The organism is Micromonospora sp. WMMD975 (assembly GCF_029581215.1).
Lineage (GTDB): Bacteria > Actinomycetota > Actinomycetes > Mycobacteriales > Micromonosporaceae > Micromonospora.
In genome coordinates, this window is the sequence record NZ_CP120739.1 from 999,593 (window position 1) to 1,012,771 (window position 13,179).

Genomic DNA, 13,179 nt, shown 5'->3' on the forward strand with positions numbered 1-13,179 from the left:
GGCGCGCGCGGGGTTCGCCTGCGGGAGGGCGGGGGGACAGGGCATGCGGCGGGCCGACATCGTCCGGCAGCGACCCGCGGTCGCTGCCGTCGGCGCGACGGCCCGGACTGGTCACCGAGCGGCGGGAGGTGTGCCTCGGCGGCACCTTCCGACTGCCGGGGTGACCGGGAGCGTGCCCTTCGCTCCCTGTTCCGAAAGATAGCAGTTTATCGATAACATTCTCAACCGCCCGCGTTCCGGAACGCGCCCCGGTCGCCGGCCGCGCCGGCCGCGTTTCTCCCGGTCAGGTGCGGCGGTCCCCACCCGCGAAGCGCGCCGACGCCACCGAAACTCTCGCCCGGACCGCCGGAAACTTCCGGACGGCACGATGACTGTTAACGCTCACAGCCGGTGGGCCGTCAGCTCCTCCGTGAGGTCCATCAGGCGGTCGGCGTCGCGCGGATCGAGCGTGGGGAAACTGAGCGGGAGCTGCCGGTTCCGGTCGACCGCGGTCAGCGGCGCGGTCGGCGGCGCGTCCAGGAAACGGTGGATCGGAGCCACCGCCTCCGCGACCGGGCGCGCCATCACCGAGGCCGCCGCCAGCAGCCCGCGGACGACGAGCGGAAGGGTGCTCCGGTCGCCGCTTCTGGTGAAGCCGGGGTGGTAGAGCACGTACCGGGCGCGACTGCCGGACCGGCGGGCGAAGCCGACGCCGAGCAGGTCGTTGGCGCGACCGGCCTGGAGCTGCGCGGTGACGGCCGAGTAGCCCGACACCAGCTGCGGATCCGACCAGCGGACCCCGCCCTTGGTGACACCCACACCGGCGACGTTCACGATCACCGGCGTGGCGGCCCGGTCCAGCGCCGGACGCAGCCCGAAGCTGAGCAGGTGACGACTGAGGTAGTAGAGCGCGAACGTGCGCTCCAGGCCGTCGGCGGTGACGACGCGGCGAGGCGCCACGGCGTTGGCGAACAGCGTCAGCGCGTCCACGACGGGGTAGGCCGTGACGAGGTGCTCGACGACCTGCCGGGTCTCGGCGACGCTTGACAGGTCGACGGGAAGGAAGGTGACGGAGGCGTCCGCCAACGCCTCGCCACGCTCGCGGTTGCGGCCGAGGACCACCACCCGGTCTCCGCGTGCGGCGCGTTCCAGGGCGAACGCGCGTCCCATCCCGTTGGTGCCACCGCTGACCACCACGACTGCCATGCCGCCCCCCGACTACCGTCTCCCGTTGACCGTGCTCATCCTGGGCGGGGGCCGGGCGGACGCGAAAGAAGGCACTTTCATGACCACAGGAAACACCGGTGTGCGTACCGCGCTGACCGGGCACCGGTTGCCGGAGCCCGTTCCGGCCGGCGAGTACGAGCACTGCCCGGTCACCGACGTGCTGCGGCGGGTCAGTGACAAGTGGACGCTTGTGCTTGTCACCCTGCTGGGGCGGCGGCCGTACCGGTTCAACGAGTTGAACCGCGCCGTCGAGGGCATCAGCCAGCGGATGCTCACCCGCACGCTGCGCACGCTGGAGAGCGACGGCCTGGTCGAGCGGGAGGTGCTGCCGACGTCGCCGCCGAGCGTCGAGTACCGGCTGACGCCCCTCGGTGCCAGCCTGCTGGAGCCGCTCTCCGCGCTGGCCGGCTGGGCGGTCGACCACCACGCCGAGATCACCGCCGCCCGACGCGCAGCCGCCTGAGGTTCGGCGGGGCCCGCGCCCGCCGCCGCGCCGGGCACTATCGTTCGGGCGTGCACATCCGTTTCGACGTACCGGCCGATCCCGCCTACCCGGGCCGAGTGGCCGCCGCGCTCGCCAGGGTGCGGCTGCGCCGGTTCGGATACGTCGGCGCGGCCCTCGCGGCGGTCGGGGTGGTCGGTCTCGTCGTCTCCCGGGTGGTCCCGTCCGGCGGCCGGTTCTCGTCGCTGTGGACGGCGCTGATCGTCGGCGGGCTGTTGTCGATGCTCTATTCACCCTGGGTGCGGTGGCGCGCCCGACGCCGCTCCGGCCGCTACGCCGTAGACGGCGGCTACGACATCACCGACGACAACATCATGATGCGCAGCGGCTCGGAGTCCGGCGGCATCGCCTGGGACGGGGTCGCCCGGGTCGAGGACACCCCGGAGTTCTGGATCGTGTACGTCGGCCGGATGCCGGCGACCGTGATCCCGCGCCGGCTGATGGCCCCCGGGGACGACGACACGTTGCGCGCCTTCATGGCCGGACGTGGGCTGCTGCGGCGACCGTGATGATCGATAAGCTGCGGCGGTGCGATACGACGAACTCGAAGCGGAGATCCGACGGCTGGTCACCGGTGCCGGCGACGAGAGTCTCCGCGTCTTCGGCGCCGAGACGGTGGAGCGCATGGTCCGGGCTGAGGACCTGCTGACGGAGGACGAGCTCGACGAGGACGCGGCGGCGGCGCTGGCCGTCGCCTGTGACCGCGCCCGGACGGCCGGCGCGGCCGAGCTGCGCGCGCTGCTGACCCGCATCGACGACGGCATCCTCAGCGACGGGGACATGGATCCCGCGCTCCTGGCCGTCGTCTCGGCGCTCGAACACCTGACGACCTACCGGGAGACGGGCCGGCGTGACGAGATCTACGAGCTGGCCATCCGCTCGATCGAGCAGGTCGACCACCAGGTCTCGGCCGCGCTCGACGACTTCCTCGCCACACCCGAGATGGCCGCCGAGTACGAGCGGATCCGGTGCCTGCTCACCGCCTAGATGTGCCGGCCGGAAACGGGCACCGTACGGCTAGGGTGTGGCCATGACGGCTCGCGTCGATGGGTTCGCCTTCCCGCCTCGCCGCCCGGCGGAGCGTCTGGGGGTGGCGGTGGTGAGCGAGCTGGTCGAGCTGGTCGTCACCGGCCAGCTCGGCGAGGGCGAGATGCTTCCCCCGGAAGGGCCGCTCAGCGAGCACTTCGGCGTGAGCCGCACGGTCATCCGCGAGTCGGTGAAGCGGCTCGAGGAGAAGGGCCTGGTGGTGGTCTCGCAGGGTCGCGGGACCCAGGTGGCCCGGGTCGGCTCGTGGAACATGCTGGACCCGTTCGTGCTGTCCGCGCTCATCGACAACGATGAGTCGCTGGGGGTTCTGGACGAGTTGACCGTGGTCCGGGGCAGCCTGGAGGGGGCCATGGCGGGCACCCTGGCGAGCCGGCGGACGACCGAGGAGCTGACCCGGGTCGAGCACGCGCTCGCGGCGATGCGCGAGATCCGGCACGAGACCGACTCGTTCCGGCAGGCGGACGTGGTCTTCCACTTCACGGTCATGGAGCTGTCCCGCAACCGCCTGGCGGAGAACATCTGCAAGCGTCTCTACCGGCGGGCGCTGGAGAGCAGCCGCTACCACGGGCTGAAGTACGAGAGCGCGTTCGAGTCGACGCTCGACGAGCACGCGCGGGTGGTCGACGCCATCTCCCGCCAGGACGTGGCGGGCGCCGAGCGGGCGATGCGGGACCACATCGTCGGTTCCTGGCAACGACGCCGGTTCCAGGGGCCGCCCGAGGAGCCGGAGCCCGGCGGCGCCCCGGCGTGACTCAGCGCTCGGGGACGAGGCGCAACCCGGCCCGGTCGGGGCGGACGTGCGGACCGGCCGCCGCGGGCGGGTCGGTGAGCGCCGGAGCGGCTTCGAGGCGTCGCTCGTCGACCCGGATGCCGAGGCCCGGCAGGTCGCCGAGGACGATGCCGCCGTCCGCGATCTCCTGGTCCACCGTCAACCCGATCGGCCAGGAGAAGTCCTGGATCTCGCAGGCCAGGTGGTTGGGCACGGCGGCGGCGGCGTGCGCGAGTGGATTGGCGTGGTATGCCACCGGGCTGACCGGCAGGTCCCGTCCGTGCGCCACGGCGGCCGTACGCAGGAAGTGGGTGATGCCCCAGACGCTGCCCACCTGCACGACGTCGACGGCGTCCGCGTCCAGCAGCGGCCGGTACTGTTCGAGGCCGGTGAGGTTCTCGCCGGTGGCGACCCCCGCCCGGACGCCGCGGCGGACCGACGCGAGACCTGCCGCGTCCCACCGGCGCACCGGTTCCTCGATCCAGGTCAGGTCGACGGTACGCTCCAGCGCGGTGACGAACCGGACGGCCTGCGCGCGGTTCCACGCCTCGTTCGCGTCGAACATCAGGGCCGGGCGGGGCGAGTTGCGGCCGAGGATCGCCCGGATCGCCTCCAGCCGGCGCCGGTCCCGTTCGACGTCGTGGCCGCCCTTGAGCTTGGCGGCGCCGAAGCCGCGCTCGGCGAAGCGTTCGTACAGCCGCCCGAGCGCGTCGTCGTCGAGGGCGATGTCCAGCCCGGAGGCGTAGCCGGGGACGAATCGGTCGGCGGCGCCGATGGTGCGCCAGAGCGGCTCGTCGGCGGCCTTCGCCTTGAGGTCCCACAGCGCCATGTCGATCGCGCCGATGGTCCCGAACGTCGCGCCGGCGTGGCCGGTCTTGAAGACCTGGTTCAACATCCGGTCGTACAACGCCGGGGCGGACCGGGGATCCTCGCCGTCGATCGCGCGGAACACCCGCTCGACCTCCGGGTGCGCGCCGAGACCGACGCCTTCCAGGCCCGAGTCGGTCTCCAGGATCAGCACCGGCACGGCGGTACGGGTATCCGGCATGACCCCGTTGGCGTCGCCGATCAGCCGTCCCCAGTCGTGCGCGGTGGTGCGGCTGCGGTAGCCGGTGACCTTCACAGTGGTGTCCCCTCCGTGGGCGTCGTGGTCAATCCTTGGTGCCGCCCGCCGTCATGCCGGCGACCAGGAAGCGCTGGGCGAATCCGAAGACGACGAGCACCGGCAGCACCGAGACGACGGTGGCCAGGGCGAGCGTCGGCAACTGCACCGACTGGGCCCCGGCGGAACTGGGGTTGAACGCCGGCGTGGAGGCGAGCAGCGAGGTCAGGCCGACCTGGATCGGGTAGCCGTCGCTGGCGGGCAGCATCACGAAGGGCAGGAAGAAGTTGTTCCAGCTCTGCACGAAGCTGAAGAACCCGACGAGCGCCACGATCGGGGTGGCGAGCGGCAACGCGATCCGGGCGAAGACCTGGAACTCGCCGCACCCGTCGATGCGCGCCGCCGCCAGCAGGTCGCGCGGCAGCGCGGTGGAGAAGTAGACGTACGCGAGGTAGACGCCGAACGGGAAGAACGACATCGGCAGGATCACCGACAGCGGGCTGTCGATCAGCCCCACCACGTTGAGTTCGAGGAAGATCGGCAGCACCAGCGCGGTGTTCGGGATCAGCATGACGACGAGCGTCAGCACCAGCAGCAGCCGGCGCAGGCGGAACTCGGTGAGCGCCAGCGCGTACCCGGCCGGGATGCTGACGGCCACGGTGATGACGAGCGCGCTCAGCGCGTACAGGGCCGAGTTGGCGACCCAGGTGGTGACCGCGCCGTCCTGGAACCCGAAGAGCTGGTGCCAGTTGTCGCTCAGGTCGCCGAGGCTACCGGGGCGGAACGGGTCGGTGCCGACGAGATCGCGCGCCGACTTGGTGGTGGCCACCAGCAGCCAGACGATCGGGACGACGAAGAAGAGCACGAAGACCGTGACCACGGCCCCGAGCACCGCCCGGCCGGCGCGTGCCGTCATGGCGTCAGTCCGTTCCGAACAGGCCGCCGCGCACCACGAAGACGGCGGACAGGGCGAGGGCGACGACGAGGAGCAGCAGCGAGATGGCCGCCGCGCCGTTGAAGTCGTTGTGTTGGAAGGCGTACTGGTAGGCCAGTTGGTTGAGCGAGTAGTCGTTCGGCACGACCGCGTTGCTCGCCTGCGAGAGCAGTTGCGGCTCGACGAAGAGCTGGGTGCCGGCGGCGAGCGACATGATGCCCATGTACGAGATCCACTTGCGTAGCAGCGGGAGCTGGACGTGCCAGGCGATCTGGACGGCGTTCGCCCCGTCGATGCGGGCGGCCTCGATCACCTCCGCGCCGATGGTGTTCAACGCGCCGTACATGATGACGACCCACCCGCCCGCGCCGGTCCAGAACGCGATGATCGCGAAGATCGCGGGCAGGTTCCCCGGCACGATGACCTGCACGAAACTGTGGAAGCCGAACAGGCGCAGCAGGCCGCTGACCGGGCTCGCGGTGGGGTCGAGCACGAACAGCCAGAGCAGCACGCTCGACGCGCCGGCCACCGCGCCGGGCAGATAGAAGACGAGCCGGAGGGTGCGGCTGAGCCAGCGCACCCGCACCGCGTGCACGACGACGGCCAGGAACGACACCAGCACGACGAGCGCGGCGAGCCAGATCGCCAGGTAGAGCGCGACGTGGGCGACGGCCGGCCCGAACCGGAAGTCGCCGAGCACCCGGGTGAAGTTGTCCAGCCCGGCGAAGCCGCCGGCCCCGGTGGTGAACGCCAGCCAGAGGGCGTAGAGGGCGGGCAGCACGCCGAACGCCAGGGCCAGCGCCGCGTACGCCGCGACGAAGCCGTAGCTCAGCGCGCCGCGCCCTCTCGTGCCGCCGGCCGCCATCGGCGTCACTTGACCGTGTAGCCGTTCACCTGGGCCTGGTTCCGGATCGCCTGCTCCCACTCGGGGAGCAGGTCGGCCACGCGCCGGCCGCTCGCGATCGCCGGGGTGACCGTCTTGGCCCAGATCGCCTCCTGGCTGAAGACGCCGGAGCCCCAGCCGTTCCAGATGCTCGCCCCGGCCGCGGTGACCGGCCCGAGGTCGGTGGCGTAGTAACCGCTCGCCTCCTGCTGCTTGATCCACTTCTCGGCGGCCGGCGCGTACGCCGGGTAACCGGGGGCGAGCGCCACCTGGTAGTCGTCGGCGGTCGTGACGAACTCGACGAACGCCGCCGCCGCCTTCAGGTTGCGGGAGTTGCTGCTGACGAACCACGTGCCGCCGCCGACGTTGCCGGTGACCGGCTCCTCTCCCCGCCAGGGCAGCGGGGCCGCGACGCCGAGCTGCCCGGCGGGCACGTCGAGGGACTGCGGGTTGTGGAAGATAGCCCCGGCGTACCAGGCCGGGCCGGGCAGCATCAGCACCTTGTCCGCGTACGTCTTGACGAACTCGGGGGTGAAGACGCTGATGTTGGGTGCGGTGCGGTTGCGGACCAGCGTGTCGACGAGCGTCGCGGCGCGCCGGCACTCGGTGCTGTCCGTGCGCACCGTCACCGTGCGCGGGCCGGTGATGCCGTTGGCCTGGCACCTGCTGCCCCAGAAGTAGATCTCCGGGGTCCACGGGTCACCGACCGTGCCCACCAGATAGCCGGGGTGCTCGCGTGCCACCCGCTCGCCCAGCGCCTGGTAGTCCTCCCAGGTGGCGGGCAGGGGGTACCCGAAGTCGTCGAGCAGCTTCCGGTTGTACCAGAGCACCACCTGGGCGAGGTCGTTGCGCAGGCAGTACACCTTGCCGTCCACGGTGCACGGGTCGAGCGCGCCCGTGGTGAACCCGTCGAGCACGCCGCTTCCGACCAGCCCCCGGTCGAGCACGGCCGCGAACGCCTGCTTGCCGTTGCTCTGCTGGCTGGCCCACGCCGCGTCGTTGTTCTGGGTGGAGAACACGACGTCGGGCCAGCCGCTGCCCGCCCGGTCGAAGAGCTGAACCTTGGTGCGGAACGAGTTGGAGCCGTTGGCCGACCCGTCGTACGTCTCCACCTTGAGCGCGACGTCGGGGTGCGCCTTCCGGAACGCGTCCACGGCCTTCGACCGGTCGGCGTCCACCCAGACCGTGATGGTGGCCTTGTCGTCCTGGGTGACCTGGGGGAAGCCGTAGGCGCCGGGGGAGGACTCGTCCTTGCCGCACCCGGTCAGCGCCAGGACGCCGGCGAGCGTCCCCACGACGCCGGCGGCGAGCAGCGACCGGCGGGCGGCGTTGACGCGCGGTACGTGTGCCATGTCGGTGGTCCTTCCCGATCGCTGCCGGCCGGGTCAGCCGCGCAGGCTCCACTGCTGGTTGGCCTGGCCGTTGCAGGTCCAGAGGATCAGCTTGGTGCCGTTCGCGGTGCCGGCGGCGTTGGCGTCCAGGCACAGGCCGGACTGTTGGCCGGTGATGGTGCCGTTGGAGTTGACGTTCCACTGTTGGTTGGCCTGGCCGTTGCAGTCCCAGATGATCACGGCGGTGCCGTTGCTGGTGCCCTGGCCGTTGGCGTCCAGGCACTTGGTCCCGTACACCTGGAGTTGCCGTCCGGAGGTGACGGTGAAGCGTTGGCCGCTGGCGCTGCCGCAGTCCCAGAGCTGGGCCTGGGTGCCGTTGGTGGTGGACGAGTTCGGCACGTCCACGCACCGGCCGGACTGCCCGCCGACGATCTGCCGGGCGCTGCCGGTGGGCGGCGGGGTGGTGGGGCCGCCGGTGCCCTGGGGTCCGGCGGAGTTCATCACGCTCTGCGCGCCGGACGGCCAACTGCCGTTGGTGACAGTCGTGTTGCCGTAGACGACGTTGCCCCGGTCGCCGTTCGTGACGTTCGTGCTGCCGTTCGTCGACCAGTTGTTGGTGACCGTCCAGTTGCCCATGTTCTCGCCGCCCCAGTAGTTGGCGGTGGCCCAGGTGCCGGTGTTGGAGAACACGTTGTTGGTGACGGTGTAGTACTTCGAGCCCTCGTCGAAGTAGACGCCGAAGTAGCCGTTGGTGCGCAGGCAGTAGTTCTCACTGATCAGCGCGTTCGGGTCCCACCCCAGGGTGTAGATGCATCCGCCGTCGTTCATCTGCTGCATCACGTCGTGGACGTAGTTGCCGACCACCCGGTTGTTGGACGCGGTCGTCGGCGTGCTGTAACGCGGCTGGTAGTTGTAGAGGCCGCGGTTGGCGTACTCGTTGTTGCCGCCGGCGTCGTTCGATCCCCAGCCGTACCCGATGGTGATGCCCGAGTAGGGCAGGTTGTAGATCTCGTTGTGGCTGATCGTGGCGTTGGTGACGTAGGTGGGCAGCACCGAGCTGATGCCCCGGTAGTCGAGGCCGAGGTCGTGGATGCGGTTGTTGCTGACGGTGATGTCCCGGTTGGTCATCCGGGTGTCGCTCGGGTGGTGGGCGTCGGCGCGCACGCCGCCGATGACGAAGCCGCCGGCGGCGTTCCGGGCGATCTCGGAGCGGGTGACGGTGATGCCGCTGGCGCCCAGCCCGACGCCGGTGCCGTGCGCGTTGGCGTCGTTGCCGATGCCGATGGCCGTCTGGCCCAGGTTGACGAACTGGGAGTCGCTGAACGTGATGGTGTTGGCGGCCGAGACCTGCACCGCGGCCGGCATCTGGAACCAGCTCGGCCGGGCCGCCTCGAACTGCTGGCAGCCGGAGGTGCAGGAGCCGAAGCCGGGCCACGACCAGTTGCCGGCGATGTACGAGCCGGTCTGCTGGTCGACCCAACCCTGGTTGCTGCTGGGGCCCAGCCAACTGGTGCCGGTGAAGGTGATGCCGCTGAACGCGATGTGGTGCGCCGGGCTGGCGTAGCTGCCGCCGACCTGGACCAGGGACTGCACCACCGGGAACTCGACGTCGACGTTCGACATGTTCTGGCCGGAGCGCGGGATGTAGTAGAGCGTGCCGGTGCCGGTGTTGACGTACCACTCACCCGGCGAGTCGAGGAACTCGTACGCGTTCACCAGGTAGAAGGGCCCGGCCCGGAACGGGTTCATCAGGGTGTCGTAGCCGAAGTTGTTGTTGTTCCACGCCGGCTGCGCCATGGTGAGCATGCCGCCGCTGATGCTCTGCACCGGCGAGTAGCGGTCGGTGAACGAGTTGACGCCCTCGACCTCGACCCGGTTGGCGTTGGCGACGTTGTTCAGGTAGTTCAGGTTGCCGTTGGTGATCCGCAGCCCGCTGGCCGAGGCGCTGAAGTCCGACCGGTTCACCTGCGTACGGGCCCGGGTGGCGACCTGGCCGTCGACGTAGAGCTGCCGGGTGTCCTGCCCGGCGCCGACGGTGGCCTTCCAGATGTTGCGGCCGGAATCGGCGACGGACCAGCCGGTCACCTGCTTCGCCCCGCTGATCACCGGGTGCGCGCCGGACGCGGCCTGCCAGCGCACGGTGTGGCCGTTCGTCCCGGAGTCGGCCGCGCCGAACGTCAGCGGCGAGGTCACCCGGTAGACGCCGTCGGCGAGCTGCACCACGATGTCGTCGGACATGCCGCCGGTCATCGTGCGCACCGTGGCCTGGGCCGCGGACAACGCGCAGGGTTGTGCCGCGGAGCAGGCGCTGCCGGTGCCGCCGGGGGCCGCGTACAGCGTGGTGACGGCGGCCGACGCGGACGAGGCGAAGGCCGCCACCGCGATGCCGGCGGCCACCGTCGCCAGCGCGAGGCCGGCCGCGGCGGACCGTCGCAGGGCGAATGGTTTCACGGGGACCTCCCCGGTCGAGGGGACATAGGTATGACGTCTGATGTTAAGCATCGATGTCGGACCGGTCAATATAGAGACATGTCTATAATGTGCGGGCCCGCGCGTTGACAGGTGTCACCGCCCCGACCTAGGGTCTGCGCACCAGGTGAACCGATTCGACGACCGTTGCCGGGAGCGGGATGAACATCGGTGAGATCGCCCGGCGGGCCGGGGTGTCCCGCAGCACCGTGTCGTACGTGCTGAGCGGCAAGCGGCCGGTCTCGGCGGCCACCCGGCAGCGCATCCAGGCCGTCATCGACGAGCTGGACTACCGCCCGAACGCCAGCGCGCGTGCCCTCAAGGAGGGCCGGACCCGCACCCTCGGCCTGGTCATCCCACCCGCCAGCCAGCGCCTCACCGACATGCAACTCGGCTTCGTCGCAAGCGTGGTCGAGGCCGCCGCCCGGGCCGACCTCGACGTGTTGCTGTCGCCCTCCGGCGGCGACCACGACCGGTCGTTCGAACGGATCGTCACCGGCCGCCGCGTCGACGGGGTGGTCCTGATGGAGATCCGGTTGACCGACGAGCGGGTGACCCGGCTGGAGCAGACCGGCCTGCCGTTCGTGACCATCGGCCGCACCGCCCAGCCGCACGGGATGAGCTGGGTGGACGTGGACTACGCCGGCCTCATCGCAAGCTGCGTGCACCACCTGGCGGACCTGGGGCACCGCACCGTCGCCCTGGTCAACCGGTCGGCCGAACTCGTCGCCGCGGGCTACGGCCCGGGCAGCCGGGCGCTCACCGGCTTCACCACGGCGACCCGGGAACGCGGCCTGGTCGGCATCGACGTCTGTTGCGGCGACGACGTCACCGCCGGCGAGGCGTGCGTCGAGGAACTGCTGGCGAGCCATCCCGACGTCACCGCCGTGGCCACCGTGAACGAGGCGGCCCTGCCCGGCATGCAGCGGGCGCTGGAGACGGCCGGGCTCGTGGTGCCGCGCGACTTCTCCCTCACCGGGGTCGCCGCCCGGCACTGGGCGGAGAACTTCCGCCCGCCGCTCACCGCGGCGGACGTGCCGATCGTCGACATGGGCGCGGCGGCCGTGTCGCTCCTGCTGGAGCGGATCGCCGCGCCCGAGACCGCGCCCCGGCACCGGCTCTACCGCCCGCCGATCTCGCTGCGTGCCAGCACCGGCCCGGTGCCCCGGACCGTCCGCTAACCGCCGGCCCGCCGCCGCCGGTCGTCGCCGGCCAGCAGGAGATAGCCGCTCGCGGTCCAGGTGTACGCGCGGTCCCGCAGGCCCGCGCCGGTCTTGGCGTCGAAGTTCTCGGCGAAGCCGGACCGCTCGCACAGCACCCGGAACCGCCGGCTGATCTCGTCGGCGAGCGCGGTGTGCCCGGCCCGGCGCAACCCGTCCTCGATCAGCACGGTGGCCGGGGCCCAGATCGGGCCGCGCCAGTAGCCGTCGGCGGCGTGGTACGGCGAGTCGAGCGGCTCGGTGGCCAGCCCGTGCTCGGTGAGATGGCTCTCGACGCGGCGGGCGAGGACGGCGGCGACAGCGGCCGGAAGCGCCTCGCCGAGCACGACCGGCATCAGGTCGAGCAGGCTGCTCCCGGCCCGGTTGCTCCCGGCCCGGTTGCTCCCGGCCCGGTTGCTCCCGGCCCCGGGGGCCCGCGCGGTGAACCGCTCGCCGGTCCACAGCTCACCCAGCAGCGCCTCGCGGACCTCGCCGGCGACGCCCGCCCACCGCGCCGCCTCCGCCGGGCGCTCCAGCTCGTCGGCCAGCTCCGCCAGGCACCCCAGCTGGATCGCCAGGAAAGCGGCGAGGTCCGGCGTCTCGATCACCCGGTCGTCGTCGAACGTGGTGGCGTTGTCCCAGCCGCTGTCGTTGCCGTGCTGGTAGTGCGGCAGGCATCGACCGGGCGCCCGCCGGTGGTCCAGCCAGAACGTGGTCCACCGGGCCAGCCGCTCGTAGACCTCGACCAGGTCGTCGCGCGACGGCGACCGGCCCGACCGCTGACGCAGCCGCCGCAACGCCCAGCCGTGGATCGGTGGCTTGACGAAGTTGTGCAGGATCTCCGAGTGCGTCACCGAGTCGGGCAGCGCACCGGCGTCGTCCATGTGGTCGAACGGCAGGTGGAACTGGTGCCAGGCGAGGTCGGCGTCGCCGTCCGCGAGGGCCAGCGCGTTGAAGCAGTGGTCCCAGCTCCACACCTTGTTCATCCAGTGCTTCGACATCAGGACGGCAGGCCGGGTGACGAAGCCGGCCGCACCCACCGTGGCCGACCACAACACATACCCGGCCAGCTCGGCGGCCGGGGTCTCCGCGTCGCGCCACGGCGCGACCGCCTCGACGAACGCCGCGAAGTCGGCGTGGCCGGCGTCGACCAGGTCGTCGAAGTCGGCGGTGTCCGGGTACGGCCGGCGGGCCGTCGCGTACTCCTCGATCGCGACCTCCCACGGCCGGTCGGCGGGCAGGAGCAGGCCCCGGTCGGCGGTGCCGAGGGCCTGCGCCCCGACCGTCTCGGCGGTGCCGGCGAGCACGGTGACCCGGTAGCGGCGGCCGGTCTCGTACGAGGTGAACACGGCCGAGGAGTCCGTCGGGTCGTCGTACAGGTAGGTCCCGCTGAACGGGGTGAGGGTGGCCGCGGCGGCGGTGATCCGCAGCCCGGCCCCCCGCCCGCGCAGCCGGAGCGTGTCCGGGCCCGCGTAGGTCAGCTCGACCCGGCCGACCCGGTCGTGCCAGCTCAGCAGCGCCGGCCGGGCCGTCACCGTGGCGTCGGCCGGCGCGCTGAACCGCAGCACCGGGTGCATGCCGTTGCGGTGCGAGACGAGGTGCAGGTCGTCGGCGTAGGTGTTCTCGGCGACCACGGGGGAGACGCTGAGCCAGGACCCGCGGTGGCTGAACGGAATCTCCCGGACGGAGAACGCCGGACCGGAGGGGGCAACGGTCATCTGCGCTGGCTGCCTTTCT

12 protein-coding genes are annotated in these 13,179 nt (G+C 71.6%); 5 read left to right on the forward strand and 7 right to left on the reverse strand.

The features are described 5' to 3' along the window. Positions 1–381: 381 nt before the first annotated feature. On the reverse strand, positions 382–1,185 hold the full coding sequence (locus O7613_RS04520; protein WP_282292294.1) for an SDR family NAD(P)-dependent oxidoreductase: 804 nt from the start codon (positions 1,183–1,185) through the stop codon (positions 382–384). Positions 1,186–1,264: 79 nt separating this feature from the next. On the opposite strand from O7613_RS04520, the gene O7613_RS04525 reads away from it, so the two are divergent. From O7613_RS04525 to O7613_RS04540, 4 genes are read left to right on the forward strand one after another with little or no spacing between them, the layout of a single operon-like run. Then, entirely contained in the window at positions 1,265–1,669 is a 405-nt protein-coding gene (locus O7613_RS04525) for a helix-turn-helix domain-containing protein (RefSeq protein WP_282292296.1), read from the forward strand. Between the two features lie 50 nt (positions 1,670–1,719). After that, positions 1,720–2,217, forward strand: a complete 498-nt coding sequence (locus tag O7613_RS04530) for a YcxB family protein (protein ID WP_281584056.1) — start codon at positions 1,720–1,722, stop codon at positions 2,215–2,217. Positions 2,218–2,236: 19 nt separating this feature from the next. Further along, positions 2,237–2,695 (forward strand): hypothetical protein, encoded by a 459-nt coding sequence (locus tag O7613_RS04535; RefSeq protein WP_282292298.1) that lies wholly within the window; start codon positions 2,237–2,239, stop codon positions 2,693–2,695. 43 nt (positions 2,696–2,738) lie between these two features. Next, positions 2,739–3,506: an FCD domain-containing protein gene (locus tag O7613_RS04540; RefSeq protein ID WP_282292299.1), complete on the forward strand. Its 768-nt coding sequence runs from the start codon at positions 2,739–2,741 to the stop codon at positions 3,504–3,506. 1 nt (position 3,507) lies between these two features. Here the strand turns inward: O7613_RS04540 and O7613_RS04545 are convergent, their stop codons facing one another. Genes O7613_RS04545 through O7613_RS04565 form a run of 5 tightly spaced genes read right to left on the reverse strand, consistent with a single transcriptional unit; the run spans position 3,508 to position 10,225 of the window. Beyond that, positions 3,508–4,647 carry a mandelate racemase/muconate lactonizing enzyme family protein gene (locus tag O7613_RS04545; RefSeq protein ID WP_281584053.1) on the reverse strand — a complete coding sequence of 380 codons (1,140 nt, stop codon included), beginning with the start codon at positions 4,645–4,647 and terminating at the stop codon, positions 3,508–3,510. Between the two features lie 28 nt (positions 4,648–4,675). Continuing rightward, positions 4,676–5,542 (reverse strand): carbohydrate ABC transporter permease, encoded by an 867-nt coding sequence (locus O7613_RS04550; protein ID WP_282292301.1) that lies wholly within the window; start codon positions 5,540–5,542, stop codon positions 4,676–4,678. 4 nt (positions 5,543–5,546) lie between these two features. Beyond that, positions 5,547–6,425 carry a sugar ABC transporter permease gene (locus O7613_RS04555; protein WP_282292303.1) on the reverse strand — a complete coding sequence of 293 codons (879 nt, stop codon included), beginning with the start codon at positions 6,423–6,425 and terminating at the stop codon, positions 5,547–5,549. A gap of 5 nt (positions 6,426–6,430) precedes the next feature. Further along, positions 6,431–7,795 (reverse strand): extracellular solute-binding protein, encoded by a 1,365-nt coding sequence (locus O7613_RS04560; RefSeq protein WP_282292305.1) that lies wholly within the window; start codon positions 7,793–7,795, stop codon positions 6,431–6,433. A 33-nt stretch (positions 7,796–7,828) separates the two neighbouring features. After that, positions 7,829–10,225, reverse strand: coding sequence for a ricin-type beta-trefoil lectin domain protein (locus tag O7613_RS04565; protein ID WP_282292306.1), 2,397 nt, complete (start codon positions 10,223–10,225; stop codon positions 7,829–7,831). A 179-nt stretch (positions 10,226–10,404) separates the two neighbouring features. Here O7613_RS04565 and O7613_RS04570 point away from each other — a divergent pair, with 179 nt between their 5' ends. Then, entirely contained in the window at positions 10,405–11,424 is a 1,020-nt protein-coding gene (locus O7613_RS04570; RefSeq protein WP_282292307.1) for a LacI family DNA-binding transcriptional regulator, read from the forward strand. Here O7613_RS04570 and O7613_RS04575 read toward each other — a convergent pair. Then, positions 11,421–13,160, reverse strand: coding sequence for a glycogen debranching protein (locus O7613_RS04575; protein WP_281584047.1), 1,740 nt, complete (start codon positions 13,158–13,160; stop codon positions 11,421–11,423). The genes O7613_RS04570 and O7613_RS04575 overlap by 4 nt on opposite strands. Positions 13,161–13,179: the final 19 nt, after the last annotated feature.